At 43.1% G+C, this 26,404-nt stretch carries 22 protein-coding genes; 8 read left to right on the top strand and 14 right to left on the bottom strand.

The window, feature by feature from the left end:
- Positions 1 to 4: 4 nt before the first annotated feature.
- Entirely contained in the window at positions 5 to 2,449 is a 2,445-nt protein-coding gene (gyrB, locus tag R3D86_06110) for a DNA topoisomerase (ATP-hydrolyzing) subunit B (GenBank protein MEZ5757775.1), read from the top strand.
- A 45-nt stretch (positions 2,450 to 2,494) separates the two neighbouring features.
- On the opposite strand, the gene R3D86_06115 is transcribed toward gyrB, so the two are convergent.
- The gene (locus R3D86_06115; protein MEZ5757776.1) at positions 2,495 to 3,028 is read right to left on the bottom strand and encodes a VOC family protein; all 534 of its coding nucleotides are present in this window, start codon (positions 3,026 to 3,028) and stop codon (positions 2,495 to 2,497) included.
- Positions 3,029 to 3,163: 135 nt separating this feature from the next.
- On the opposite strand from R3D86_06115, the gene R3D86_06120 reads away from it, so the two are divergent.
- Positions 3,164 to 5,047, top strand: a complete 1,884-nt coding sequence (locus R3D86_06120; GenBank protein ID MEZ5757777.1) for a PBP1A family penicillin-binding protein — start codon at positions 3,164 to 3,166, stop codon at positions 5,045 to 5,047.
- Here the strand turns inward: R3D86_06120 and R3D86_06125 are convergent.
- Genes R3D86_06125 through R3D86_06135 form a run of 3 tightly spaced genes read right to left on the bottom strand, consistent with a single transcriptional unit; the run spans position 5,031 to position 6,797 of the window.
- Entirely contained in the window at positions 5,031 to 5,735 is a 705-nt protein-coding gene (locus R3D86_06125; GenBank protein ID MEZ5757778.1) for a SprT family zinc-dependent metalloprotease, read from the bottom strand. The two genes, R3D86_06120 and R3D86_06125, sit on opposite strands and share 17 nt — an antisense overlap.
- A complete protein-coding gene (locus R3D86_06130) occupies positions 5,728 to 6,183 on the bottom strand; it encodes a YcgN family cysteine cluster protein (GenBank protein ID MEZ5757779.1) in 456 nt (151 codons plus the stop codon). The genes R3D86_06125 and R3D86_06130 overlap by 8 nt, the downstream gene beginning before the upstream one ends.
- A complete protein-coding gene (locus R3D86_06135) occupies positions 6,180 to 6,797 on the bottom strand; it encodes an SCO family protein (GenBank protein ID MEZ5757780.1) in 618 nt (205 codons plus the stop codon). The genes R3D86_06130 and R3D86_06135 overlap by 4 nt, the downstream gene beginning before the upstream one ends.
- 93 nt (positions 6,798 to 6,890) lie before the next feature.
- Here R3D86_06135 and R3D86_06140 point away from each other — a divergent pair, with 93 nt between their 5' ends.
- On the top strand, positions 6,891 to 7,478 hold the full coding sequence (locus R3D86_06140; protein MEZ5757781.1) for an ankyrin repeat domain-containing protein: 588 nt from the start codon (positions 6,891 to 6,893) through the stop codon (positions 7,476 to 7,478).
- A gap of 8 nt (positions 7,479 to 7,486) precedes the next feature.
- Here the strand turns inward: R3D86_06140 and R3D86_06145 are convergent, their stop codons facing one another.
- Together R3D86_06145 and R3D86_06150 are read right to left on the bottom strand one after the other, a co-directional pair.
- Positions 7,487 to 8,839 carry a hypothetical protein gene (locus tag R3D86_06145; GenBank protein MEZ5757782.1) on the bottom strand — a complete coding sequence of 451 codons (1,353 nt, stop codon included), beginning with the start codon at positions 8,837 to 8,839 and terminating at the stop codon, positions 7,487 to 7,489.
- A gap of 79 nt (positions 8,840 to 8,918) precedes the next feature.
- A complete protein-coding gene (locus R3D86_06150) occupies positions 8,919 to 9,584 on the bottom strand; it encodes a transglutaminase-like cysteine peptidase (protein ID MEZ5757783.1) in 666 nt (221 codons plus the stop codon).
- A gap of 108 nt (positions 9,585 to 9,692) precedes the next feature.
- Between R3D86_06150 and R3D86_06155 the strand changes: the two genes are divergently transcribed.
- Complete coding sequence (locus R3D86_06155) at positions 9,693 to 11,801, top strand: HD domain-containing phosphohydrolase (GenBank protein MEZ5757784.1); 2,109 nt, start codon at positions 9,693 to 9,695, stop codon at positions 11,799 to 11,801.
- A 101-nt stretch (positions 11,802 to 11,902) separates the two neighbouring features.
- Here R3D86_06155 and R3D86_06160 read toward each other — a convergent pair whose 3' ends face one another.
- Positions 11,903 to 12,112 carry a hypothetical protein gene (locus tag R3D86_06160; GenBank protein ID MEZ5757785.1) on the bottom strand — a complete coding sequence of 70 codons (210 nt, stop codon included), beginning with the start codon at positions 12,110 to 12,112 and terminating at the stop codon, positions 11,903 to 11,905.
- Positions 12,113 to 12,281: 169 nt separating this feature from the next.
- Here R3D86_06160 and R3D86_06165 point away from each other — a divergent pair, with 169 nt between their 5' ends.
- On the top strand, positions 12,282 to 12,617 hold the full coding sequence (locus R3D86_06165) for a hypothetical protein (GenBank protein MEZ5757786.1): 336 nt from the start codon (positions 12,282 to 12,284) through the stop codon (positions 12,615 to 12,617).
- Here the strand turns inward: R3D86_06165 and R3D86_06170 are convergent.
- The 7 genes from R3D86_06170 to gltB all read right to left on the bottom strand — a co-directional run bounded on the left by R3D86_06170 (position 12,614) and on the right by gltB (position 20,291).
- Positions 12,614 to 13,006 (bottom strand): DUF983 domain-containing protein, encoded by a 393-nt coding sequence (locus R3D86_06170; protein MEZ5757787.1) that lies wholly within the window; start codon positions 13,004 to 13,006, stop codon positions 12,614 to 12,616. The two genes, R3D86_06165 and R3D86_06170, sit on opposite strands and share 4 nt — an antisense overlap.
- 10 nt (positions 13,007 to 13,016) lie before the next feature.
- Positions 13,017 to 13,883, bottom strand: a complete 867-nt coding sequence (locus R3D86_06175; GenBank protein MEZ5757788.1) for an NAD(P)-dependent oxidoreductase — start codon at positions 13,881 to 13,883, stop codon at positions 13,017 to 13,019.
- Between the two features lie 10 nt (positions 13,884 to 13,893).
- Positions 13,894 to 14,112, bottom strand: a complete 219-nt coding sequence (locus R3D86_06180) for a SlyX family protein (protein ID MEZ5757789.1) — start codon at positions 14,110 to 14,112, stop codon at positions 13,894 to 13,896.
- Between the two features lie 106 nt (positions 14,113 to 14,218).
- Complete coding sequence (locus R3D86_06185; protein ID MEZ5757790.1) at positions 14,219 to 15,001, bottom strand: FAD-dependent oxidoreductase; 783 nt, start codon at positions 14,999 to 15,001, stop codon at positions 14,219 to 14,221.
- Between the two features lie 190 nt (positions 15,002 to 15,191).
- Positions 15,192 to 15,635, bottom strand: a complete 444-nt coding sequence (locus tag R3D86_06190) for a hypothetical protein (GenBank protein ID MEZ5757791.1) — start codon at positions 15,633 to 15,635, stop codon at positions 15,192 to 15,194.
- A 2-nt stretch (positions 15,636 to 15,637) separates the two neighbouring features.
- The gene (locus R3D86_06195; protein MEZ5757792.1) at positions 15,638 to 16,972 is read right to left on the bottom strand and encodes a glutamate synthase-related protein; all 1,335 of its coding nucleotides are present in this window, start codon (positions 16,970 to 16,972) and stop codon (positions 15,638 to 15,640) included.
- Entirely contained in the window at positions 16,917 to 20,291 is a 3,375-nt protein-coding gene (gltB, locus tag R3D86_06200) for a glutamate synthase large subunit (GenBank protein ID MEZ5757793.1), read from the bottom strand. The genes R3D86_06195 and gltB overlap by 56 nt, the downstream gene beginning before the upstream one ends.
- Before the next feature lie 380 nt (positions 20,292 to 20,671).
- On the opposite strand from gltB, the gene hrpB reads away from it, so the two are divergent.
- The 3 genes from hrpB (at position 20,672) to R3D86_06215 (ending at position 26,394) form a co-directional block, all read left to right on the top strand.
- Positions 20,672 to 23,182, top strand: coding sequence for an ATP-dependent helicase HrpB (hrpB, locus tag R3D86_06205; GenBank protein ID MEZ5757794.1), 2,511 nt, complete (start codon positions 20,672 to 20,674; stop codon positions 23,180 to 23,182).
- 380 nt (positions 23,183 to 23,562) lie between these two features.
- A complete protein-coding gene (locus R3D86_06210) occupies positions 23,563 to 25,404 on the top strand; it encodes a ribonucleoside-diphosphate reductase subunit alpha (protein ID MEZ5757795.1) in 1,842 nt (613 codons plus the stop codon).
- 30 nt (positions 25,405 to 25,434) lie between these two features.
- The gene (locus R3D86_06215) at positions 25,435 to 26,394 is read left to right on the top strand and encodes a ribonucleotide-diphosphate reductase subunit beta (protein ID MEZ5757796.1); all 960 of its coding nucleotides are present in this window, start codon (positions 25,435 to 25,437) and stop codon (positions 26,392 to 26,394) included.
- The last annotated feature ends 10 nt before the right edge of the window (positions 26,395 to 26,404 follow it).

Genomic DNA, 26,404 nt, shown 5'->3' on the forward strand with positions numbered 1-26,404 from the left:
CTTTATGTCTGAAGAAACTGAACATAAGGACGCTGCATCAGGCGCAGAAGGTTACGGCGCGGATTCAATTAAGGTGCTAAAGGGCCTTGATGCAGTAAGAAAAAGACCAGGTATGTATATTGGTGACACGGATGATGGTACCGGACTACATCATATGGTTTTCGAAGTTTCTGATAATGCGATTGATGAAAGTCTTGCCGGCTACTGCGATAAAATTCTTGTAACAATGAATGCTGACGGATCAATATCTGTGACCGATAATGGCCGTGGAGTACCGGTGGATATCCATGAGGAAGAAGGGGTTTCCGCAGCCCAGGTAATTATGACCCAGCTCCATGCCGGAGGAAAGTTTGATTCAAACAGTTACAAGGTATCTGGCGGCCTTCATGGTGTGGGGGTTTCTGTTGTGAATGCCCTTTCTGATTATCTTGATCTTCGCATTTGGCGTAATAATAAAGAACATTATATGCGTTTTGAACATGGCGAAGCATTAAAGGATCTTGAAATTGTTGGTGACACGCCGGGCAAAACAGGAACACAAGTCACTTTTAAGCCGTCAAAAGATACATTTACCAATGTTGAATTCAGCTATGAAACATTAAAACATCGGTTTCGTGAACTGGCCTTCCTGAACAGAGGAGTCCGCATTATTGTGCAGGATCATCGCACAAGTGACCATCAGGAAGTTGACCTTTATTATGAAGGGGGAATTCAGGCTTATGTCGAGTATCTTGACCGTAGCAAAACGGCATTGATTTCAGAGCCAATTACCATTGTTGGCGAAAAAGATGATGTTATTTTTGAATGTTCACTGCAGTGGAATGACAGTTATCATGAAAATGTTCTATGTTTTACCAACAATATTCCTCAAAGGGATGGTGGTACTCACTTGGCTGGGTTTCGTGGTGCTTTAACGCGGACAATTAATAACTACGCAACGACAATGGGCATTGCAAAACGTGAAAAGGTCTCCATTTCCGGGGATGACAGTCGTGAAGGTCTGACCTGTGTGTTAAGTGTTAAGGTGCCTGACCCAAAATTCTCATCACAGACCAAGGATAAGCTTGTTTCATCAGAAATCAGGCCCGTTGTTGAAGGCTTGACCAATGAAAAACTTGGACAGTGGTTTGAAGAGCATCCTGTTGAGGCAAAAATCATTATTGGGAAAATTTGTGAAGCGGCGGCGGCTCGCGAAGCGGCCCGCAAAGCAAGGGAGCTGACCAGACGAAAAGGAGTGCTTGATATTTCCTCACTGCCAGGGAAGCTGGCCGATTGTCAGGAGCGGGACCCGGAAAAAGCTGAAATTTTTATCGTTGAGGGTGATAGCGCCGGCGGCAGTGCCAAACAGGGCCGCCACCGTAAAAACCAGGCAATTCTGCCCCTTAAGGGTAAAATTCTTAATGTGGAGAGAGCGCGATTTGACCGGATGCTTGGCTCGCAGGAAATTGGTACATTGATCACTGCACTAGGCACAGGGATTGGGCGAGACGATTTTGATATCGAAAAGCTGCGGTATCATAAAGTCATCATCATGACTGATGCTGACGTCGATGGTGCCCATATCCGAACATTGCTGCTGACATTTTTTTACAGACAAATGCCTCAGCTAATTGAAAAAGGGTATCTTTATATTGCACAGCCACCGCTTTATAAAGTCAGCCGGGGAAAATCAGAAGTTTATCTGAAAGATGATCCTGCGCTGGAAGAATATCTGATTTCCCAGACGTTAGAGGAAATGATGCTAACACTGGCAGATGGAACCCAGATTGCCGGAAATGATCTGGCGGATCTTGTTGAAAGTACGCGCCGGGTCAACCGGGTACTTGCCCACGTCTCCAATCGTTATAATAAGGAAATTATTGAAGAGTTGGCAGTGCTTGGCGCACTTAATGAAGACACGCTAATCAGAGGAAACGGTGCGAAGGAAATTCTGGAAAAAGTGACAAAGCGGCTTAATGAGCGGGCCAGTGTCGGAGAAGATAACTGGAGCGCAAAGCTTGACGAAGACGGCAATGGGGTCATTTTCACCCAGGAAATTCGTGGGATTAAAGATGTTTACCGCGTTGATGCCAATTTCATCACTTCAGCAGAGGCCCTCAAGCTGAACGAAGCGGCGGCAGAAAGAGCAGAGGTTTTCTCCGCGCCGTCAACCATTACACGAAAAGAAGAAAGTAATGAAATTCATCTGCCAAGCGCATTGCTGCAGTGCATTATTCAATATGGCCGTAAAGGACTTTCCATTCAGCGCTATAAGGGATTGGGAGAAATGAACCCCGACCAGCTTTGGGAAACCACTCTCGACCCTGAAGCCAGAAGCCTGCTTAAGGTAAAAGTCAGTCATGGTGATACGGCAGATGAAATATTCTCCAAATTAATGGGGGATGTTGTTGAACCAAGACGGGAATTTATTCAGGATAATGCATTAAGTGTAGCAAATCTGGACGTTTAATTCGGGATAAATTAAGAAAAGAAAAGCGGGAATTACCCGCTTTTTTTATTTATTAAACTGTTCTTCATGAAGCCAGGCTGTATGTTTTAGCGTTTTTTTGCTTTTTGCCCATTCGATCATCATTTCAGGGGCAATTTCATGTAATTTCTTCATTTCATCTTCGCTCGCTGTATCATAGGCGAGTTCCAGCCGATGACCATCAGGATCACGAAAATAGATTGACTGGAAAATATGATGATTGGTTGGACCAATGACCTCAATGCCATCTTTTTCCAGCCGGGACTTTGCCTTCATCAGGGTTTTTTCATCAGCAACTTTAAAAGCAATATGCTGAACCCAGTCTGGCGTATTTTTATCCCAGCCCATTTTAGGGGAATTGGGCACTTCAAAAAAAGCAAGAACGTTTCCATTGCCGGCATCCAGAAAAATATGAATATAGGGGTCTGGCTCACCAGTTGAGGGGACTTTGTCCTCAGAAATGGCAAGAACCAGATCCATATCCATATACTTTTTGTAAAACTCAACGGTTTTGTTTGCATCCATACAGCGATAGGCAACGTGGTGAATTTTTTCTAGCATCTTAAAATTCCTCAAGAAAGTATGATATTATAATAGTTACATATGAAACTAATGTCAAGTTAATTATCGGAATAACAAGCTTGTCATAATTTGGCCCTTCTCTTATTGTCTTTTATGCGAAAGTTTAGGTGAAGTATGGATTGGCCAGGTCGGAAAAAAACAAAATCCAGAAAAGAGGCGATAGCCAAGATAGACAAAACCAAGGCACCAAGGACGGGCTTTGCGAAGTTTTTCTATGGGCTTTTTGTCGTCATCGTCTGGGGCATAATATTGCTTATTCCGCTGGTGGTTTATTATGCATATGATCTACCTGACATAGCCAATATTGATAAAACAAATTCACAGTCAACCATTATGGTCATGGACAGAAACGGTGAGGTCGTATCAACATACGGGGATGTATTTGGTGAATGGCTTGATTATGAGGAAATACCCCCAGCGCTCATTGAGGCCGTTATTGCCACTGAAGATAGACGATTTTTCGACCATAAAGGAATTGATGTCCGTGGCCTTGGTCGTGCTGTAATGAATAATTTAATGGCAGGAAGTATGGTGGAAGGTGGCAGTACCATTTCGCAACAGCTGGCCAAAAATCTTTACTTAAATTCAAACCGGACTTTTAAACGTAAAATACAGGAACTGCTTCTCAGTTTTCTGCTTGAAATGAAACTCGACAAGCAGGAAATTATGACAATTTACCTGAACCGCGTTTATTTTGGGACCGGCGCATATGGCATTGACGCGGCTGCAAGAACGATATTTGATCATAGTGCCCGCACTTTAACGCTAACAGAAGCTGCAATGCTGGCGGGTATGTTAAAAGGGCCAGCCCTTTATTCACCGTTACGGGATGTTCAAAGATCTTATAGCCGCACTTCAATTGTGCTCGACAATATGGTCGAAGTGGGCTTTATCGATCAGGCTGCCGCGAATAGTGCGAGAAAAAAAAGTGTTAATATTAAAAATACTGAAGCAGGTGGCGATGTTCGTTATTTTTCGGATTGGATCGTTGAGCAAATTCCAGACCTGATTGGCAATGTAAATGAACCAATCGTTGTATACACAACTTTGGTGCCGGAAATGCAGCAGATGGCAGCCAATGCAGTAAGGCAGGTATTAAACCGCCAGGAAAGGTTTAAAGATTCCCAGGCAGCCCTTGTTTCGATGGATTATGACGGTGCCGTCAGGGCGCTCATCGGCGGTAAGGATTATAATGAAAGCCAGTTTAACAGGGCCGTTCACGCACAAAGACAGCCGGGAAGCGCTTTTAAATTATTTGTTTATCTTGCAGCACTTGAAGCCGGATATGGTCCACTGACAGTTATGAGAGACAGCCCCATCATCCTTGATGGTTGGGCGCCTAAAAATTATAGTGAAACTTATCTTGGTGATGTAACGCTAGAAGACGCATTTGCCAAATCCATCAATACTGTCGCCGTAAAATTATCAGAAAGGATTGACAGACGATCAGTGGTTGATATGGCAAAACGACTGGGTATTTCGTCCCCGATCACGGCCGAACCTAGTCTGGCATTGGGCACTTCTGAACTTAACCTACTCGAGCTTACGGCTGCCTATAGTGTAGTTGCCCGTGGTGGTATTGAAACAAAACCATACGGTATAATTGAAATACAAAATAGTGCCGGGCAAATTTTATACCGCCATATGCCGGGGCCGGAAGTCCGGCTTTTGGATCAGGAAGTAGCCTTTACAATGAATTCCATGCTCCAGAATACAGTTGCGACCGGGACAGCGCGCGCCGCTTTAATGGATTTTCCGGTTGCAGGAAAAACAGGGACTACTCAAGATTATAAAGACGCACTATTTGTTGGATACGGAAAGGATATGATTAACGGCGTTTGGGTTGGCAAAGATGACAGCACACCAATGTTAGGGGTAACGGGTGGCGGAGCACCGGCAAATATCTGGAAAAATTTCATGTACCGCGTTTCCACAGGAAGGAATGATGTAACTCTGGAAACGCCAAATGTAACACCAAGGTCTAAACCGGTTCAGTAGCTTTTGGTGCTTCACTTAAAATGAACATTAGTTGCTGGCCTTCACCTTTTAACCATTTTCTTGATGCAAGTGCATTGTCAACCAGACCGTCAACAACCTTCCAGAAGGCTGGGCTGTGATTCATTTCCTGCAGATGGGCCACTTCATGGGCAACAACATAGTGTAATATATGCGGCGGAGTCATAATAAGCCGCCATGAGAAAGAGAGTGTTCCCGAGGATGAGCAACTCCCCCATCGGCTTTTGGTATCTTTAATTTGTATTCGGTTAAATTTTTTACCAATTTCAGAGGCCATTTCAAATGCCAGAGACTCAATTGTTTTTTTGGCATATTTTTTCATATAATTTTCTAGCCGTTTCGAAAATCCATGAATAGGCCCTCCGACAATAATTTGTCCTTCAGAAATAGTGACATTGCCACGACAGTCAGGGTTATGTGCAATCAGATAGTCAATGCCTTCAATAGGAATTTTATAACCGGGATAAAGAAAGCGACATTCCGGGGATTTATTTCGCTGTTTTTGAAGCCAGGAAACATGCTTGCGTGCAAATTTCAAGGCATCTTGTTCACTGCTTCTGTAGGGCAGGGTTACAATCGCTTTATCATTTAATGCGTCATAGCGGAGCTTAAAACTTCGGGCTCTTTTATGTTTTTTAAAGACGAGAGGAATATTGATCACATCATCCATGAGAAAATTCTTTCAGGTTAATGATATGATCTTCCAGATCACCCGCATCTCTTTCGGAGATAACCTTGTTAATTACTGAAACGCCAATTTTATGGATGGTTTCGCGATCCCCACTGATTAAATGGTGCCAAGGGAATAAGTCTTTATTTTCTGAAATAAGCCGATAAGCACAGGTTTCAGGCAGCCACTTAAACTGGTCAACATATTCAGGTTTTAAAATCACACAGTCCGGAACCAGATTCTTTCTCTTTTCATAGTTTTTGCAGCGGCACGACTTAATATCAAGAAGCCGACAGGCAACATCGGTATAGGCAATTTCACCAGTATCAGCATCTTCGAGCTTATGCAGACAGCAAAGTCCGCATCCGTCGCACAACGCTTCCCATTCTTCGGTGGTCATTTCGGAGAGGGATTTACGTTTCCAAAAGGGAATTTTTTGCTTTGTCATTTGTTCATGTAAGATGCAATTTTGGCAGCCATTTCCTCAGCATCTTCACCATGATTAAAATGTTGTAAAAATATACCGTCTTTATCCATAAGATAGGTATATGCCGTATGATCAACCAGATAGTCAGGTGAATCATCCGCTTTTGCAGCATATACGCGGTACGCTTTTTTAATCTTATTTATCTGCTCAACAGTTCCGGTAAGTCCGATAAGTTTTTCATGAAAGAAAGTCACATATTCAGCCATAGTTTCAACTGTGTCGCGTTCAGGATCAACTGTTACAAAAACAGGATTTATCTGGTCCAGCTGTTCTGGTGTTAAATAACGGAGAGCATCTGCCATAATCTGAAGATCCATGGGGCAAACATCCGGACAATAGGTGTATCCAAAATAGACAAGCATATATTTCCCGAGAAAATCCTTTTCCGTAACGGGTTTACCCAAATGATTAACAAGTTCAAACGGGCCACCAATCAAGGCCCGGCTATTTTCAACAGCTGTTGGCGTTCTGTCAGTCTTCATAAAGCTGAACCAGGCCAATATTGCTATCAGGGTAAGGGCGACTATTATAAATAACCTGATAAAGACTTTGTAGCGGGCTACATGTTGACTCATTGGACGTTACACTTCATGTTAGGTTAAGAATAGACTAGTAATATGTAATGTTATAGTATGGAGTGAATAAAAATTAAAGTCCGGAGTTTAGGTATGAGCCTTAAAAAACATATCAGTTCAACTTTACTGATGATAATTATAACGACTTTTCCTGTTGGAGGGTATGTGTTTGCACAGCAGGGGAGTATGTCAGATTCTTATAAGCTGTTAAAATCGGTTAAAGACAAAAACTATTCTGACCTTAGAAATTATCTACAAAAAGGCACCAATGTAAATACCAGAGATTATAATGATGGTGAGACACCGTTATACCTTGCAACACTGGAGAAAGACAAGGTAATGGTCACATTTTTGCTTGCCAATAATGCCAATACGGACTTGTCAGTGAAATCAACAGGGGAAACTCCCCTTATGGTGGCTGTCAGATTACGGGCCCATGAAATACTAAAAATGCTGATATCACAGCGTGCAGATCTTAATATTAAAGATAAAAACGGTGAAACAGCACTTTATAAAGCGGTACAGTTAAATGACCGTGCTTCAGTGAAAGAGTTACTTGATGCGAAGGCGGACTGGTCACTCGCCGATAATACTGGTCGAACTCCTTATGATCTAACTTTGGAAAATAGAAGATTAAGATCAATTCAACAGATGCTCGATGAAGCAGGCGCTGAATATTAGAAGAAAATTTACGACGGTTTTGCCAGTTTCTGTAGCTTATCAATTTCAAAGCCCTGATACATAACTATACCCAGTTCATTTCCGAATTTAATGGCTTCTTCTGAATCGCAATCGGAAAGCACTACACGCATCTTGCCCTGGGTTTTAATCGCTTCTTTAATCCTGTCTTTATCTGTCTGACTAAGGGCGTTTAGATAATTCTTTTTCCAGCGAATTTTCAGAAAATCAACATTAATGAGTTCGCGGTTAAGAACATAAAGTGACTGAACATCCATTTTGCAAATGCATATTTTACAGCCTAATCGATTAATTTTTTCCTGTGCCTTATAATAAGCAGTTAAATCCGACATGATATCAAATAAGGTTATCTCCAGAACCAGAGGATGATCTGACAGGGATTTTTGTTTCGCAATAAATTTATCAAATTCTTTGGTTGAAATGGTAGAGACATTCATATTGATGGAGAGCACTGTCTCAGGGAAGCTTTTATAATCTATAAGAGCCTGCATCAGTTTTAGGTCAAATGTTTCTGTCAAACGTTGGAAAAGCCATATGTCGCCAGAAATATTATATCCAGGCAGAATAGAGTTGTTGACCTCATCAAGAGAAATATATTTTTTTGTAAAAACGATCTGAGGGGCCAGGTTGTCGACAACAACACAGATATTTTGCTCATCAATGAGAGAGTACATATCCATATTCAAAACATTACGTTCCAGTTTATCAAGCTGGATTGGTCCAATTGCCGGCGTAATAGACTTTTGAAATAGATGTTCATAACTGGGAACTGTCTTTTGTTCCTTTTTTTCAACAACATTCTGAGAAGGTTTATTTTTTACCGGCATATTATCCTGATCAAGTGATGTCATAAGAGTTTTCAAATTAGGCGCCTGGCTCACATTCTCAGTATTGCCTTCATTCATTCCTCTGCGAAGCTTTTCGACAAAATCATAAAACTTCTCATATTCTGTTGAAAGGTCATACCAGTCACAAAGTTCATCATCTTTACTGTTGTCGATAATTTGTTTCAAAATCGGCGAATCATTGACGGCCCTAATTGCATCAAATTTTGCTGCTTCGATTCTTGATGTCGGACAGCCTTTGCAAACAAAGAAAAAATCAAAATTTTGTGTCCAGAATAACTTTCCTTCATATGAATTGACCAGCTTGTTAAAAGCGGTTGCAATTGCCCGACGGTGATGTGGCTGCTGATGTAATCTGTCAAGAATAGAAAAATGCATATGAATAGCGCGATAGCCATTTGGGAACCGCCGAAATGTTCTAATATACTGGTAAAGTTCTTCTATCTGTGAGGGGGGCGCAGAACTTTCTGAATAAGGATCTTTTTTTGTCGCTTGCATCTTAAATTTTAAACTCGTTCAATTTGTTATTCACCCTTTAGACACTATAGTTCCAATTGGTTAAAATTTTATTGTTTGCTTAAGTGATTTTATGGAGCCACCAGGCTTTCTCGTTAATAGAATAAAGTGGCCGGTAATGGACAACCTGATCAGAGCTGATGATGTGGGAAACCTGATTATCAAGAATCCAAATGTTATCATTGAGATAAACGGCAAGAATAGCATGCGCTATATTTAGGTTATTGTCGTGTACAATAACGATGCGCATTTGATCCACTTTGAACCCAAGCTCTTTTAGTGAATAATATTTGGCAATAGCATAATCCTCACAATCACCATCTTTACCCAAAAATTGATTGATTGTTGCCCAGTAATCCTCCTGATGCCAGTTAACCATATCAGTTATATAAGAAGATTCGTTCAGATATTTATTGACCGTTTCCATTTTATCTTTATCGGGTTGGTTTCTAACGGAATTTATCATTTCCTGCCAAGCCTGATCCACACATTTGAATGCTTTCGTTCTGCGGCAGTTTTGATCTGCCTTATAAGGCGTTTTTTCTGATTGATGTAAGTCATTATTATGACGGCTTCTCTGGTCGGCCCATTTTTTAAAAGCACTCAGTTCAGTGGATTTAAATTCGATAGATCCAAATAGCCCGTTTCTGACTTCTGCATAGGCAATGGAAATACTCAGGCAGAGCAGAATACAAAATATCATCGATTTTTTTATAATTTTAAGCATTTATTTTCTTCAATCGGCCTTAATCAGTAAAATATTAAAGAAATATACATAAGTTATGGTTACCTATCGGTTAAGAATGAAAAAAATTTGATGGATAAGGCGATACCAATGAATAATAGGATGGGGAAAAAATTAAAAAATAAAACACTCATCATTGTCATATTACTCCTGATTGCTGCAATGGCGGCTATGATTTCTGCCTGGCAATTTTCCAGATCGGAAGAGAAGCGTGAGACCCTCGTATGGCAAAGTCATCTGTCCCTTGTTCTCAATGGCCGTAGTGATGTTTTATCCAAATGGATTAATAAACAAAAAGAAGTGATTGAGCTGCTTTCTCAGAATAGCTCGGTTCAATTATATTTCACCAATCTAAATAATGATATGGGGCTTGATAGGTCAGCGGCAGAAGCGATGAAAGAATATCTTTTGCCATTATTATCGGACCGTGCTCTGGAAAACGGATATATTTCTAGTCAGAATGAAGCAGGCTATCAGATAAAGGCAAATATTGAAAAGCATCATGATGCGGGGATTGCCCTTACCGATGCGCAGGGTCAGATCATAACTTCAACTCTGTCGATGCCAACGGTTCCTGATGATGTAAAGACGTATCTTTCCAAAGATGCTGTTCAGAATACGCATTTAATCGGACCTTATATGGGCGAGAATGGGTTGCCAACAGTTGCCATTATCGCCCCGATTTTTGCAATAGACGGTGATCAGAAAAGCGGTGCGCTTGGTTTTGTGATCGCTATAAGAATGTTGGGCAACGAATTTTTTGAGTTGCTTAAACAGCCAGGTGAAACTGTTCTGACGGCAAATAATTATTTGATCGTGAAAAAAGATGGAATGATCCACTATATACAGAATATCAGGGAAACAGATCCTGATTATCAGCCTTCTTTATCTGCCGAAACGCCATTGCTGGCTGCGGAATATGCTTATGAGAATCCTGGGAAAATGGGTGTGATGATGAATTCTTCAGGGGAATGGGTTCTTGTTTCAGGCAAAATGATTGACGGAACAAACTGGATGCTGGTCAGGACAATAGATCGGTCAGAAGCACTATCCGATACAGTTGCAAGAAAAAGAAACATTCTGATTATTTCCTTTCTGATCATAATCAGCTTTGCAGCTATCCTTGTACTTGTATGGCGCCATAGCATATCGGTACGTTTGGAGAAGGCGGTTAGAAAACAAAAAGCATTATTAAGAAAATACGAGAACCTAAGCGAATTTATGAGCATCGTTACCAACAGCCAACCCAGCGAAATTACGGCTGTTGATGAAAATGGTCATTATACTTTTGTAAATTCAAAAGCGGCGACGATGGCTAATTCCAGACCGGAAGATATGATCGGCAAACAGCCATCCGCAATTTTGGGACGGGCCAAAGTACGCATTGATGAAGTTCATTGTGAAAAAGTTCTTACCGATAATAAAATTGTAAGCGAAATAAGGAATGTAGGCCCTACGGATAATCCTAAGACAATCAAGGCAAGTTATATTCCTATGCTGATCAGTGATGGAAAAGCGCATCAGGAAAAAGGTGTGCTTATTATTAAGGATGATATTACAGAAATTGAGCAAAACAGACTGAAAAGAGAGCTTGGATTAAAAAGCCTGGTTTCTACTCTTACAATGATTATTGCCAGTCGTGATCCGTATAGTGCGGCCCATTCGCAACGTGTTGTTGCTGTTACTAAAATATTATCTGCGGAATTGCAGGTTGATGATACAACATCGGCAACGGCGGAGCTGGCTGGCGCAATGATGAATTTGGGTAAAATACTGGTTCCAAGAGAAATCCTGACCAAACCGACAAATTTAACCAGGGAAGAGCTGACCACAATCCGTTCAAGTATGCTTAAGAGCGCTGATTTGGTTCAGGATATTGAATTTGAAGGTCCGGTTGCTGAAACGCTCAGGCAAATGCAGGCGCATTGGGATGGCAGCGGTCAGCCATCAGGCCTTTCAGGCGAAGATATTTTGCTTTCAGCAAGAATTGTTTCGGTTGCCAACGCATTTGTCGGTATGATCAGTATGCGTGCCCATCGTCAGGGAATGGAAATGAATAAGGCGGTTCAGATTCTTATGAATGATGCGGACAGAATTTATGATCGTCGTCCTGTTATTGCTCTTATGAATTATTTGGAAAATAAAAATGGATACAGTATATGGGCCGATTTTAGTGAACCACCGGCAGATGTAGGGTAGGAGAATTAGCAAAAAAAAGGCACCTTGTTAAAACAAGGTGCCTAGTAACAGTACTTATCAGGTATTAAGTACTCAGGGTATTCACTTTAAAAGGTTCCTGATTATTCAGGATGTTTGGCTTCCCAGTCTTTCTCAATTTTATCGCGCGAATTTAACATTCCGTCAGCGACATAAATACAAAGACCACCAATCCACACAGTTACGATCATTGCAGTTGCAGGAAGCAATAAATGCGGACCTGCCAGTGCGATTGAGAGTAATAAAAACGCGGTTACAATAACGCACACAATAAAAGTAATTGTATTAGCCATCTTCTTCCTTTTCTTTCCTGAGTATTTTTAAATCTTTTTTCAATAAAAGCATTGACCTAAGTCAAGTACTTCTAATTTTCTAAAAAATCAAGTTTATTGATAAAAATAAATGCTTTTAATCCATAAAAACTCTATGAATGAAAAAATAATAAAATGATTGGAGATTATTATGGTCGACAAAAAAATAAAATTAAATGCACTTCAGACCAAAACGCTGGCTCTGTTTCAGGAACTTGCCAAAAGTGAGGAAACTTCGGCCAGAATTGAGGGATCGGAGGATATTTCGATTATGTTTATCCCGCGGCCACACGGTAACCATGTCCATATTGGTAAGTTTGTGGTTTCAGCAAAGGATGCCAGCGGACTTGCAAATGAAATAGTCTGGAAAGTGCTTGAAAGAAAAGGTCTGGCTAAATCAGAATTCCCATACCGTATTATTCTGACGAAAGCAGGGCTTTCCTTCAGAACCGGTTATCACGATGAATTTGAAGTCTCAGATCATTAATGCTGTTCGTCACCCTTAATTCTTAAATACCACATCAAGCCCAATGCGCCTCCTTTGATGAAGGGTAAGAATAATAGAGTGAGAAGCAGGGCAAGAGTTGGCCAGATCGCCATCTGAAAAAATAAAGATGGATGATAAAGTGCTTCAACAAATAGCAGCAGTGGCACAACTATATGGCCGACCAGAAAAATTGTCAGATAGGGTGGCAGATCATCTGCCCTGATCTCTCCAATCGGTGCCGCGCAGTTTGTGCAGTCATTCGGCTTTAGATATCCCTTGAAAACATGACCTTTGCCACAATGTGGACAGGAACGTTTTAAACCCCGCCCTATTGCCGTAAATAAAGAATAACTGTCGCGTGAAAAAGTGGCTGAAGTACTTGTCATCATAATATACCTGTTAGTGTTTCGTAAGCAGGGTAATGAGGGCTGATGTATCCCAGCGTCCGCCACCATTTTCCTGTATTTCCTTATAATAGCCATCTACAAGCCTGGTTATCGGTAAGGATATATCATTTTTTTCAGCTTCTGCAAGAGCAAAGCCCAGATCTTTTCTCATCCAGTCCAGCGCAAAGCCAAAATCAAATTCGCCCCGGATCATGGTTGAGGCACGGTTATCCATTTGCCAGGACTGCGCGGCTCCCTTTGAAATAACATCAACCACATCATTAGCATTCAAGCCTGTTTTCATGGCAAAGTTGAGAGCTTCAGACAATCCCTGTACAACACCGGCTATACATATCTGATTGACCATTTTGGCCAGCTGTCCGCTCCCGATTGGGCCCAGTAACCGGCTTTTTTTGGCATAACATTTGATAATCGGGTCAATTTTCTGAAAAGCTTCTTCCTCTCCACCGATCATAACGGTGAGGGCACCATTTTCAGCACCGGCCTGCCCGCCGGATACGGGTGCATCAAGAAAGGCAATATTTTTTTCGCGACAGGCTTTTCCCAGTTCCCGTGCAAGTTCAGCGGATGTTGTCGTGTGATCAACCAATTTGGTTTCAGGGGCCATTCCGGCAAGAGCGCCATCCTTGCCATAAATAACAGAGCGGACATCATCATCATTGCCAACACAGACGAAAACAATTTCCGCCCCCTTCACAGCTTCACGCGGGGTAGGGGCAAAATTACCACCATATTTCTTTGTCCAGTTTTCGGCTTTTTTTGTTGTCCTGTTATAAACGCATACATCATGACCGGCTTTTTGAAGGTGTCCTGCCATCGGGTAGCCCATGACACCAAGTCCGATAAAACTGAGTTTCATAATTTATCCTTTAGTAATGTGGTGGTTTCTCATCCAGTAAACTGGATCCATCGCCAGCACTGTTATTCTCAAGGCTTTCCAGACGTGCATCTGCCTTGGAAAGCAACCTTCCAAGTTTTTCAATCATCTTCCACTGTTCAGAAACCATATCGCTGAGGTCATTAATATGTCTCTCGTGATGAGCAATCTTGATTTCCAGGGCATCAAGCCTGTTTTCCAATTCTTTCATAACTTAGCTTCCTTAAAAAGGTCGTATATCACGGAGGAAGTTTTATATCTATAGAAATGAAAAAGGCATCCTGCATTCAGGATGTCTTTTTATAACTCTGTTTTAACTATCTGGGCAAATCTGACTTGCCCATCAAATATTCATCAACCGCCTGTGCGGCCTGTCGACCTTCCCTAATTGCCCAGACAACAAGGGACTGTCCACGGCGCATGTCTCCGGCAACAAAAACTTTAGGCAGATTGGTTTTGTAATTCGTTGTTGGCGCTTTGACATTGCCCCGGTCATCCAGGGCAACAGATAGCTGCTCAAGAAGACCTTCTTTTACCGGATTGGTGAAACCCATGGCAAGCAGCACAAGATCAGCATCCATTTCATACTCGCTGCCTTCTATTTTGTTAAAATTGGCATCAACATGATGCATACGGATCGCCTCAACATTTCCGTCTTCGTCACCAATAAATTCTGTTGTTGCCACGCTGAATTCTCGATCTGCGCCTTCTTCCTGTGATGTTGAGGTCCGGAATATATGGGGCCAGTTTGGCCAGGTTACCCCTTTATTCACTTTAACAGGGGGTTTAGGCATAATTTCAAGCTGGGTGACGGATACTGCACGCTGGCGAAAGGCCGTCCCGATACAATCGGAACCGGTATCGCCGCCGCCAATCACGACTACTTTTTTACCCGATGCAACGATATCTTTAATATTGGGCAAGGGCTCACCAGCATTACGGCGATTTTGCTGGGTCAAATAATCCATTGCAAAGTGAATACCTTTTAATTTACGCCCGGGGATCGGCAGATCGCGGGGTTTTTCAGCTCCTCCCGCAAGAACAACAGCATCATAATGTTCAACAATTTTATGAGCCTGAATATCGTTTCCAACCTCCATACTGGTCAGAAGGTGACACCTTCCTGTTCCATTTGTCGCACGCGGCGATCAATCAGTGATTTTTCCATTTAAAATCAGGAATGCCATAGCGCAGCAACCCACCAACCCGGCGGTTCTTTTCATAAAGAGATACTTTATGACCAGCCTGGCAAGTTGCTGAGCGCAGGCCATCCAGCAGGACCAGACCCTATCACAGCAATTTTTTGTCCGTTTTAACACGGGCAATTTGTGGTTTAATCCAGTGATTTTCCCATCCCTTGTCAACGATGGCACATTCAATCGTTTTGATGGTTACCGGCTGATCTTCGATATTTAATGTACAGGCAGCCTCGCAAGGAGCCGGGCACACACGACCAGTAAATTCTGGAAAGTTATTGGTTGAATGGAGGTTGTCACAAGCTTCTTTCCAGTCCCGGTTCCAGACCAGATCGTTCCAGTCGGGGATCATATTATTGACCGGACAGGCCGTATGACAAAAAGGAATGCCGCAATCCATGCAGCGGCCACCCTGTTTTGCAATGGCGCCGTCAGATAACGGATTAACAAATTCCTTATAGTGTCGAACCCGGTCACCGGCCGGTGCATATGTACGGTCCTGACGGGGGAGTTCCAGAAATCCAGTTGGTTTACCCATTATTATTCTCCTTGTCCGGTATAGGCAGAAAGTGATGTTGCTGCGGCGGCCATTTCTTCAAGCGCGCGTTTATACTCTACCGGCATTACTTTTACGAATTTTGGCAGATACCAGTCGATATTGGCGAGTATCTTTTTCGCCCGTTCACTGTTGGTGTAGCGCATATGATTTTCAAGAAGCCGAGTTAGTCGTTCCTTATCATATCCTGACATATTACCACGAAGCACATCAACGCGACCATGGCCTTCCAGCTCCCCAGAAGCATGGATTAGTTTTGCCATGGCATCTTCTTCAGGAAGCGGCTCAAGTGCAACCATTGAAAGGTTGCAGCGACTTTCAAATTCACCTTCTTCATCAAGAACATAAGCAATACCGCCGCTCATGCCAGCCGCAAAATTACGACCCGTTGGCCCGATGACCACCACGCAACCACCAGTCATATATTCACAACCATGATCGCCGACTCCTTCGACGACTGCAATGGCGCCACTGTTTCTTACGGCAAACCGTTCGCCAGCTACACCGCGGAAATAACATTCACCATTGATAGCGCCAAATAAGACGGTATTGCCGACTATAATACTTTTTTCCGGAACAATATGGCTTTCTTTCGGTGGATAAATGATTAGTTTGCCACCGCTTAAGCCCTTACCGACATAATCGTTTGCCTCACCTTCAAGTTCAATAGTAATACCTTGTGCAACAAACGCGCCAAAACTTTGTCCTGCTGTACCATTGGCCTTAATATGAATGGTATCATCCGGCAACCCTTTATGGCCATAACGCTTTGCCAGTTCACCGGAAAGCATTGCCCCAGTGGAGCGGTCATAGTTATGGATATCGGTTATAATCTGAACCGGTTTTTTATCTTCAAGTGCTTTCTTAGCCTCTTTGATTAGTTTCCGGTCAAGAATATCGGCAATTTCATGGGTCTGTTTTTTGGTGTTGTAAATATCATCCCCTTTTGCTGCGGGCACCATGTGGAAAATCTTTGAAAAATCAAGTCCGTCACTTTTCCAGTGGCTAATCGCTTCATTTTTATCCAGCAGGTCAGACCGTCCAATAATTTCATTAAGACTGCGCACACCCATTTCAGCCATGATTTTTCTGGCTTCTTCCGCGACAAAGAAAAAATAATTTATCACATGTTCCGGCTTGCCGGTAAATTTGCGGCGAAGGACAGGATCCTGTGTAGCCACCCCAACCGGGCAAGTATTTAAATGGCATTTGCGCATCATGATGCAGCCTGTTGCAATAAGCGGCGCGGTGGCAAAACCGAATTCATCCCCCCAGAAGGGCACCGATAATAACATCGCGGCCGGTTTTAAGGCCGCCATCCACCTGTACCGAAATTCGGTCACGTAGACGGTTAAGAACCAAGGTCTGTTGTGTTTCAGCCAGTCCGATTTCCCACGGAGAACCGGCATGCTTCAATGATGTAAGCGGGCTTGCCCCGGTACCACCATCATAACCTGAAATGGTCAAATGATCTGCCTTTGCTTTTGAAACGCCGGCGGCAACAGTACCAACACCAATTTCAGAAACCAGTTTTACGCTTATGCGTGCAGCTGAATTGACGTTTTTCAAGTCGTAAATCAACTGTGCCAGATCCTCAATCGAATAAATATCATGGTGAGGTGGTGGCGAAATCAACCCAACGCCCGGCGTAGAATGACGCACTTTGGCAATCACCGGGTCAACTTTATGTCCGGGCAGCTGACCACCTTCACCGGGTTTTGCACCCTGTGCCATTTTAATCTGAATATCATCGGCATTGACCAAATATTCGGTGGTGACGCCAAACCGGCCGGAAGCAACCTGTTTAATCGCACTGCGGCGCAGATCCCCGTTTCTGTCGGGGGTAAACCGGTCTGGTTCTTCCCCACCTTCACCTGTGTTTGACTTTCCGCCGATTTTGTTCATGGCGATGGCAAGTGTTGTATGGGCTTCCCGACTGATGGAGCCAAATGACATGGCGCCGGTTGCAAACCGTTTTACGATCTCTGCCGCTGGTTCCACTTCATCAATAGGAATGGCTTTGTTAAGCGGTTTGATTTTGAAAAGACCTCGAGGAGTCATCAGTTTTTCTGACTGTTCATTGACCAGCTTCGAGAATTGCTCGTATGTTTCTGCTGAATTGCTCCGCACCGCATGCTGGAGCGTGCTTATGGTGTCTGAATTCCACTGGTGGGCTTCTCCACGTACACGGACCGCATAATCACCACCCACATCCAGTGATTTTTTATAAATCAGACTGTCGCCAAAGGCCTGGGCATGTCGCATCACAGTTTCACGGGCGATTTCATTAAGGCCTACACCTTCAATTGCTGATTTGGTATTGGTAAAATATTTTTCAATAAAAGCACTGTTCAGGCCGACTGCATCAAAAATCTGGGCACCGCAATATGACTGATATGTCGAAATGCCCATTTTGGACATAACCTTAAGAATGCCTTTGTTGATGGCTTTAAGATAACGCTGTTTTGCGGTTTCAACGCTCACTTCTTCCGGAAGCTGCGGCAACATATTTTCAATGGTTTCAAAAGCAAGATATGGGTTAATTGCTTCTGCACCATAACCGGCCAGGGCACAGAAATGATGGACTTCTCTGGCTTCACCAGTCTCGATGACGAGCCCGACAGATGTTCTAAGACCTCTTCTAATCAGATGATGATGAACCGCAGAGGTGGCCAGCAGTGACGGAATGGCAATCCGATCTTCTGATACATTGCGGTCGGAAAGAATAATAATATTATCCCCCTCTATCACCGCAACTTCGGACAGAAGGCAGATGCTTTCAATCGCATTATCCATGCCACCGGCGCCGGTTTTGGCATCATAAGTAAAATCAATAGTGATGGTTCTGAAATCATTGTCGGGAATATCGCCAATCGTTCTGATTTTTTCCAGATCCTGATTGCGCAAAATGGGCTGACTGACTTCCAGACGTTTATGGGTACCAATACCTTCCAGATCAAGAAGGTTCGGTCTTGGCCCAATGAAGGAAACCAGCGACATAACAGCTTCTTCGCGGATCGGATCGATCGGTGGATTTGTCACCTGAGCAAAATTTTGCTTGAAATAGGTATAAAGCGATTTTGATTTATCAGATAGAGCTGAAATGGGCGTATCGGTTCCCATTGATCCGAGGGCCTCCTGACCACTGGTGACCATTGGCGGGAACAGAAGCTTTAAATCTTCCTGTGTATAGCCAAAGGCCTGCTGTTTTTTAAGCAGATCAACGCCACTTGACGGTTGCGGCGCAACTTCAGACGGCAGTTCTTCCAGTTTAATCTGAGTGCGGTTCAGGATGTCCTGATAATCAAAAGCACTGGCCAGTTCCTGCTTTATTTCATCATCTGAAATAATGCGTCCCTGTATAGTGTCAATCAGCAGCATTTTGCCGGGTTGAAGACGCCATTTCTGGACAATTTTTTCTTCCGGGATCGGCAGCACGCCTGCTTCAGACGCCAGAATAACCATATCATCGTCAGTCACAATATAGCGTGCCGGACGCAGTCCGTTCCGATCAAGGGTCGCCCCAATTTGAAAACCGTCTGTAAAGGCAACGGCCGCCGGTCCATCCCATGGTTCCATAAGGGCCGCATGATATTCATAAAAGGCCCTTCTTTCTGCGCTCATCAGTGGGTTCCCAGCCCATGCTTCCGGGATCATCATCATCATCGCCTGTGTTATGCTGTACCCGCCGGCCACCAGAAGCTCCAGCGCATTATCAAAACATGCCGTATCTGAAAGGCCCTCGGGAATTAGCGGCCAGAGTTTGGCCAGGTCTTCGCCAATAACCTCCGATTTCATATTGAAACGGCGTGAGGCCATCCAGTTGACGTTACCGCGAACAGTGTTAATTTCACCATTATGGCAGACCATGCGAAACGGCTGCGCCAAACTCCATGTTGGGAATGTATTGGTCGAAAAACGCTGGTGAACGAGAGCAAGGGCGGATGTTACCCGCTCATCGAGCAGGTCTTTATAATATTCACCGACCTGACCGGCAAGTAGCATGCCTTTATAAAGAATTGTCCGGCTTGAACAGCTACACCCATAGTATGCGCTGGTATCTTCTTCCATTTCAATAACGATATTGGAAAGCTGTTTGCGGATGATATAAAGTTTGAGTTCGAAATCACCGTTTCTTTTAATATTGTCGGCCTGTCCGACAAAACCCTGGGCAATAAAAGGTTCAGTAGATTTCACATTCTCACTGAATTTTGAATTATCGGTTGGCACATCGCGCCAGCCAAGGAATTTCTGACCTTCCTGAACCACCAGATCTTCAAATGTTTTTTTGATTTTTTCCCGTGTTTTTTTCTCATGTGGCAGAAAGATCATCAACACGCCATATTCACCTGCTTTAGGCAATGTGATATCAAGCTTTTTGGCTTCAGCACGCATAAATTTATCAGGAATTTGAAGCAATATTCCGGCTCCGTCGCCAGCCAGCGGGTCGGCACCTACAGCACCGCGGTGAGTAAGATTTTCAAGAATTTGTAAACCCTGCTTAATTATAGCATGACTTTTCCGGCCTTTAATATTGGCAAGAAAACCGATGCCGCAGGCATCATGTTCATTTTCAGGATTGTACAGTCCTTGGGATTTTGGCAGTCCACGACTATTTAATGGCACCTGATGGGTCATTCAATAATTCCTCATTAATATAAATATATCATACTTTGACACATGTGAAACAATTCACAGGCATGCGTCAGGCCGAGCATTATGATCAACGTTTCCTAAAGGGAAAATTGTTTATGATCAGTGCTCAGCATTTTTGTAGACAGCCGCAGTTTATGGTTATGTTAAACAGGGTTTAACCCATAGTGTCTGCAGACTAAAACTGTATCCAGGCGATATAACTACATTGTGATTTCAGAAATTGCAAGATGAAAAATTAATCATCACGAAGAAAATTCGTTTTATCTCAGCAAAAATAAAAGAATATTTTAGAATAAAGGGATGAATTTGAGCATTAAATTAGAATATTTACTTTGCGTTCAAGCCAATTTAAACAGAGTGTCATGACAGTTAATCTCCCCATTTATGAAATTATTCCATTGCTTAAAAAAGCATGTCTGGAGAATAATAGACTTGTTCTACAGGCGCCGCCCGGAGCCGGGAAAACGACGGCAGTACCGCTTGAACTGCTTGATGAAAGTTGGTTGGGCAATAAAAAAATAATCATGTTGGAACCAAGACGACTGGCGGCCCGCGCAGCAGCAAGACGTATGGCAGAACTTCTGGGTGAAAAAGTTGGTGAAAAGATTGGTTACCGTGTAAGGATGGAAAGTAAGATCAGCACCCGTACGAGAATTGAGGTCGTAACGGAAGGTGTTCTTATTCGTAAAATTCAGAACGATCCGGAGCTTGACGGTATCGGCCTTATCATTTTTGATGAATTTCATGAAAGATCTCTTGAGGCGGATTTGGGACTCGCGCTTAGTCTTGATATTCAGGAAGGGCTTAGGGAAGATCTGAAAATTCTGGTAATGTCTGCGACGATTGATGGGGCACGACTTGCAGAACTGATGTCAGGTGCTCCAGTTCTGACCAGTGTTGGCCGCAGTTTTGATGTTTCTTATCGTTATCTGGATAACAAAATTTCGGGTCGGATTGAAGAAGAAACAGTCAATGTGATTGTAAAGGCCTTAATAGAAGAAAAAGGCAGCATCCTTGCCTTTCTTCCTGGTGCCGGGGAAATTGAGCGCACAAGAAAACTATTGGAAGAGAAACAGTTGGATCAGAATGTCATGATCTGCCCACTTTACGGGATGCTGTCTTTTGAGGAACAGGACCGTGCCATCAAACCGGTGCCGGAAGGCATGCGGAAAATTGTATTGTCTACTGACATAGCGGAAACCAGTCTGACAATCGAAGGGATAAGAATTGTTATAGATGCGGGCCTGAGCCGCACGGCCGTTTTTGATATTAAAAGCGGGATGACGGGTCTTGAAACATCAGTTGTTTCAAAAGCCTCTGCGGACCAGAGAGCTGGGCGGGCTGGACGTCTTGAGGAAGGTGTTTGCTATCGTCTTTGGACAGAAGCCGCAAACAGAGCGCTCAGGCCCTATAATGACCCAGAAATAACCAATGCGGATCTGGTTCCGTTGGTGTTAAATCTGGCACTTTGGGGTGTTGATGATCCGGCAAAATTAAAGTGGCTGGATATACCGGATCCGGTGTCAATCGAACAGGCAAAGGGGCTGCTTTACGCCCTTGGAGCCCTGGATAAAAATTACCTGATTACGGATCATGGCAGGCGGATGGCTAAATTTCCTATGCACCCGAGGTTGTCGCATATGATTTTAAAGTTGACTGAACTTGGTCATGGTCTGCTAGCTATAACCATTGCGGCACTGCTTCAGGAAAGGGATATTCTTCAGTTAAAGACGGATTTCAAAACGGTGGATTTGCGTCTACGTATAGAAGCCCTTGAAATGGTGAGACGTGGCGATATAAAAGAAGCCAAAAATATGGACTGTCAAATCAATGCCGCAAAAAAAATATTAAAACAAATAAATATCTGGCAAAAAGAATTTAAAATAAACGATGCAACACTGAATATTGAAAAGACCGGCCTTTGTCTGGCAACAGCCTTTCCGGACAGAATTGCTGCCCGGCGTCAGAATATGTCAGGAAGTTATATTTTATCCGGTGGCAGAGCTGCGCTACTTCAAAAAGAAGACCCGCTGAGTACTGAAAAGTATTTGTCGGTTGCTAACCTGGATAAAGGTGAAAGGGATGCCCGGATTTATATGGCGGCTCCCATTTTATTGGAAGATATAGAGGAGCATTTTAAATATCTTATTTCAGAGGAACAAATTATTGAATGGGATGATAAACTAGAAAAAATTAATGCCCATAATAAAATTATGCTGGGAAAAATTCCCCTCAAGGTCACCATTCTTGAACGTCCTGATGCCGAAAAAATAATATCGTCCATGGCGGACGGAATTAGGAAAATGGGCCTTGAAGCTCTTCCCTGGGATAAAAAAAGTGTTTCGTTCAAAGAAAGGGTAGAATTGATCAGGAAAGAATATGATGCTGATTTTCCGAACCTTAGTGACGAACATTTATCTTCAACACTTGAAGACTGGCTTGGTCCGTTTCTTGAAAATATTACCAGTCGTGCCGCATTAAAAAAACTTGATCTATATGATATACTCAGAAACAGCATGAGCTGGCAGCAAATTCAATTATTGGATAAGCTGGCACCAACACATTTTAAAGTCCCAAGTGGCTCTGAAATCGCTATTGATTATTCAGTCAATCCGCCAGTTCTGTCTGTGAAGCTGCAGGAAATGTTTGGCGAGCAAAAAACACCATCCATTCTTGATGGTAAACTTGCTCTTTCAGTTCATCTTTTATCGCCTGCGCGAAGACCGCTTCAGATCACAGCAGATCTGGCGGGTTTCTGGAAAAACTCCTATCCCGAAATCAAAAAAGAGATGAAAGGACGTTATCCAAAACACCCGTGGCCGGATAATCCGTTAGCAGCACTTCCAACAGGAAAAATAAAACCGAAAAAATAATTTATTTTTTTACCGGCTGAAGGCCGCAGAAATATTATAGTTAACAAAAATTTAAAAAAATGCGGCATACTAGTTGTTGACATTTTTTTATGTCGCAAATACCATATCTTGTGTTATTTGAATTTTTGAAGGGTGGCGATCAAGAAAATGATTATACTACAATACACTAGCAAAAATTAGGATGATTTTTAGCGTGATTTGTTTGTTCGAGTGCCTATTGTAGTCGCCTAAAAAAATACAGGAAACACATCGAAATTATAAGCCGTCAGGTTCATGTTTGGTCGAATCTAATGTATAATATTGGCTTTTTCGGAGTCGTTTTATAAAAAATGCTTTTAACCTGAAAGAATGTTCGGGTTAGATTAAAGGGAGTGGAAATATTGTCTGCATCAGTTCTTAATGAAACTATTCAGGTTAAAGATCATTCACGGGTAAAAACCGACGATCGCAGAGACGACTTGTTAACATCTTTTGGTAAGGCGACCCTTACCGATCGATATTTAATGCCGGATGAAACATATCAGGATATGTTTGCCCGCGTAGCCAGTTATTATGGTGATAATGAAGCGCATTCTCAACGACTTTATGATTATATCAGTCAGCTTTGGTTTATGCCGGCCACCCCGGTCTTAAGCAATGGCGGCACCAAACGCGGTCTCCCTATATCTTGTTTTTTGAATGAAGCAAACGACAGTCTTGCCGGTATTGTGGAACTATGGAACGAGAATGTCTGGCTGGCTTCCAAAGGGGGTGGAATTGGCAGTTTCTGGGGTAATCTCCGCTCAATTGGTGAGAATGTCAGCACAAATGGTAAAACATCCGGCATCATCCCGTTCATTCGTGTGATGGACAGTCAGACGCTGGCCATTTCACAAGGGTCTCTCCGTCGGGGTAGTGCTGCCGTTTATCTGCCGATCAGCCATCCGGAAATTGAAGAATTTATTGAAATCCGTCGCCCAACCGGTGGAGATCCTAACAGGAAAGCCTTAAATCTTCACCATGGTGTTGCCGTATCAAACGCTTTCATGCGTGCGGTGGAAGCGGATGAGGAATGGGGACTTACCAGTCCGCATGATGGTACTGTCCAGAAAAGGGTTAAAGCGCGGGATTTGTGGATCAGAATTCTGACCGCCCGTATTGAAACCGGCGAACCCTACATACTTAATATCGACCATGTGAATGACGCAACACCCGAACATCACAAACTGGCAGGACTGAATGTTAAAACATCCAACCTTTGTTGTGAGATTACATTGCCGACAGGGATGGACCATCTGGGTAACCAGAGAACGGCCGTATGCTGTCTTTCTTCCATCAACCTTGAAAAATATGACGAGTGGAAAGATCAGGAGCTCTTCATTGAAGATCTGATGCGCTTTCTTGATAATGTGCTTCAGGATTTCATTGACCGGGCGCCGGATTCCATGTCTCGGGCTAAATATGCAGCTATGCGTGAGCGCAGTGTCGGACTAGGAGCAATGGGATTCCATTCTTTCCTTCAGGACCGTATGATCCCGTTTGAAAGCGTAATGGCACAGGTCTGGAACAAAAAAATGTTCAATCATATAAAAGAAGGTGTGGATAAAGCGTCCAAAAAACTGGCACTTGAAAAAGGACCATGTCCGGATGCGGCAGATTACGGCATTATGGAGCGGTTCTCCAATAAAACCGCAATTGCCCCGACCGCTTCTATTTCTATTATCTGTGGTGGGGCAAGTCCAGGCATTGAACCGATTGCTGCAAACAGCTTTACCCAGAAAACCCTTTCCGGCTCGTTTAACGTAAGAAGCCGGGCTTTGACCCGACTGTTGGAGGAAAAAGGCAAAAATACAGAGGAAATATGGTCCAACATTACGGTCAATGGCGGGTCTGTACAACATCTTGATTTCCTGAGTGATCATGAAAAGGATGTCTTCAAAACCGCATTTGAGCTTGATCAGCGCTGGGTTGTTGAGCATTCGGCTGACCGTGCACCGCTTGTTGATCAGGCACAATCCGTAAATATTTTCCTGCCGGCGGATGTCCATAAGCGGGACCTCCATCAAATTCATTTCCAGGCATGGAAAAAAGGCCTTAAAAGCCTTTATTACTGCCGTTCGCTTTCAATACAGCGTGCGGAAAGTTCCGAAGCATCAAGCAATCAGGCTAAAGATGCGATGCTTAAGGAAATGGCCAGAACACACGAGTCAGCGGATTATGAAGAGTGTCTGTCTTGTCAATAAGAATAAACCACAAACAAACCGGATAACATAATGCCGCTACTACAGGAACGTATTTATTATAAACCTTTTCAATATCCCTGGGCATATGACGCCTGGCTGACACAGCAGCGTGTTCACTGGCTACCGGAAGAAGTGCCGATGGCCGATGATATTAAAGACTGGAATATGAAAATCTCTGATTCCGAGAGAAATCTTCTGATGCAGATATTCCGCTTTTTTACCCAGGCTGATGTGGAAGTGAATAACTGTTATATGCAGAAATATGGCCGGGTTTTCAAACCGACCGAGGTACAGATGATGTTGGCAGCATTTTCCAATATGGAAACCGTTCATGTGGCAGCCTACAGTCACCTTCTGGATACATTGGGCATTCCTGAAGTGGAATATGAAGCTTTCCTCAAATATGAACAGATGAAAGATAAATATGATTATATGCAGATGTGGGGCGTCGATACCAAGGAAGACATTGCCAAAACTCTTGCTGTTTTTGGTGCCTTTACGGAAGGACTTCAGCTTTTTGCTTCATTTGCAATTTTGATGAATTTTCCGCGCTTTAATAAAATGAAAGGCATGGGCCAGATAGTGACGTGGTCCGTGCGTGATGAAACGCTTCATATGACGTCAATTATCAAACTGTTTCATACGTTTGTACGTGAATATCCGGAAGTCTGGACGGAAGAACTGCAGAATGATTTGATGGAAGCCTGTAAAACGGTGGTAGAGCATGAAGATGCGTTTATTGATCTTGCTTTTGAAATGGGAGACATTGAAGGGCTTACCGCTAAGGAAGTAAAGGATTATATTCGTTATATTGCTGATCGCCGCCTTACCCAACTTTCATTAAACCCAATATACTTTGTTGGTAATAATCCGCTTCCCTGGATGGATGAAATTCTGAATGGCGTTGAACATACCAATTTCTTTGAAAATCGCGCCACCGAATATTCAAGGGCATCGACCCAGGGCAAATGGGAAGAGGCATTTGATTAAGCCCTTCGAT

Source organism: Emcibacteraceae bacterium (genome assembly GCA_041396985.1).
Classification (GTDB): domain Bacteria; phylum Pseudomonadota; class Alphaproteobacteria; order Sphingomonadales; family Emcibacteraceae; genus Pseudemcibacter.

Coding starts and splice junctions, on each gene's coding strand:
- hrpB (MEZ5757794.1), top strand. CDS start 20,672: ATGACAGTTAATCTCCCCATTTATGAAATTATTCCATTGCTTAAAAAA.
- R3D86_06190 (MEZ5757791.1), bottom strand. CDS start 15,635: ATGGGTAAACCAACTGGATTTCTGGAACTCCCCCGTCAGGACCGTACA.
- R3D86_06125 (MEZ5757778.1), bottom strand. CDS start 5,735: ATGGATGATGTGATCAATATTCCTCTCGTCTTTAAAAAACATAAAAGA.
- R3D86_06150 (MEZ5757783.1), bottom strand. CDS start 9,584: ATGCTTAAAATTATAAAAAAATCGATGATATTTTGTATTCTGCTCTGC.
- R3D86_06175 (MEZ5757788.1), bottom strand. CDS start 13,883: ATGAAACTCAGTTTTATCGGACTTGGTGTCATGGGCTACCCGATGGCA.
- R3D86_06145 (MEZ5757782.1), bottom strand. CDS start 8,839: ATGCAAGCGACAAAAAAAGATCCTTATTCAGAAAGTTCTGCGCCCCCC.
- R3D86_06120 (MEZ5757777.1), top strand. CDS start 3,164: ATGGATTGGCCAGGTCGGAAAAAAACAAAATCCAGAAAAGAGGCGATA.
- R3D86_06160 (MEZ5757785.1), bottom strand. CDS start 12,112: ATGGCTAATACAATTACTTTTATTGTGTGCGTTATTGTAACCGCGTTT.
- R3D86_06165 (MEZ5757786.1), top strand. CDS start 12,282: ATGGTCGACAAAAAAATAAAATTAAATGCACTTCAGACCAAAACGCTG.
- R3D86_06195 (MEZ5757792.1), bottom strand. CDS start 16,972: ATGGCGGCCTTAAAACCGGCCGCGATGTTATTATCGGTGCCCTTCTGG.
- gltB (MEZ5757793.1), bottom strand. CDS start 20,291: ATGACCCATCAGGTGCCATTAAATAGTCGTGGACTGCCAAAATCCCAA.
- R3D86_06130 (MEZ5757779.1), bottom strand. CDS start 6,183: ATGACAAAGCAAAAAATTCCCTTTTGGAAACGTAAATCCCTCTCCGAA.
- R3D86_06140 (MEZ5757781.1), top strand. CDS start 6,891: ATGAGCCTTAAAAAACATATCAGTTCAACTTTACTGATGATAATTATA.
- R3D86_06215 (MEZ5757796.1), top strand. CDS start 25,435: ATGCCGCTACTACAGGAACGTATTTATTATAAACCTTTTCAATATCCC.
- R3D86_06180 (MEZ5757789.1), bottom strand. CDS start 14,112: ATGAAAGAATTGGAAAACAGGCTTGATGCCCTGGAAATCAAGATTGCT.
- R3D86_06170 (MEZ5757787.1), bottom strand. CDS start 13,006: ATGATGACAAGTACTTCAGCCACTTTTTCACGCGACAGTTATTCTTTA.
- R3D86_06135 (MEZ5757780.1), bottom strand. CDS start 6,797: ATGAGTCAACATGTAGCCCGCTACAAAGTCTTTATCAGGTTATTTATA.
- R3D86_06185 (MEZ5757790.1), bottom strand. CDS start 15,001: ATGGAGGTTGGAAACGATATTCAGGCTCATAAAATTGTTGAACATTAT.
- gyrB (MEZ5757775.1), top strand. CDS start 5: ATGTCTGAAGAAACTGAACATAAGGACGCTGCATCAGGCGCAGAAGGT.
- R3D86_06155 (MEZ5757784.1), top strand. CDS start 9,693: ATGAATAATAGGATGGGGAAAAAATTAAAAAATAAAACACTCATCATT.
- R3D86_06115 (MEZ5757776.1), bottom strand. CDS start 3,028: ATGCTAGAAAAAATTCACCACGTTGCCTATCGCTGTATGGATGCAAAC.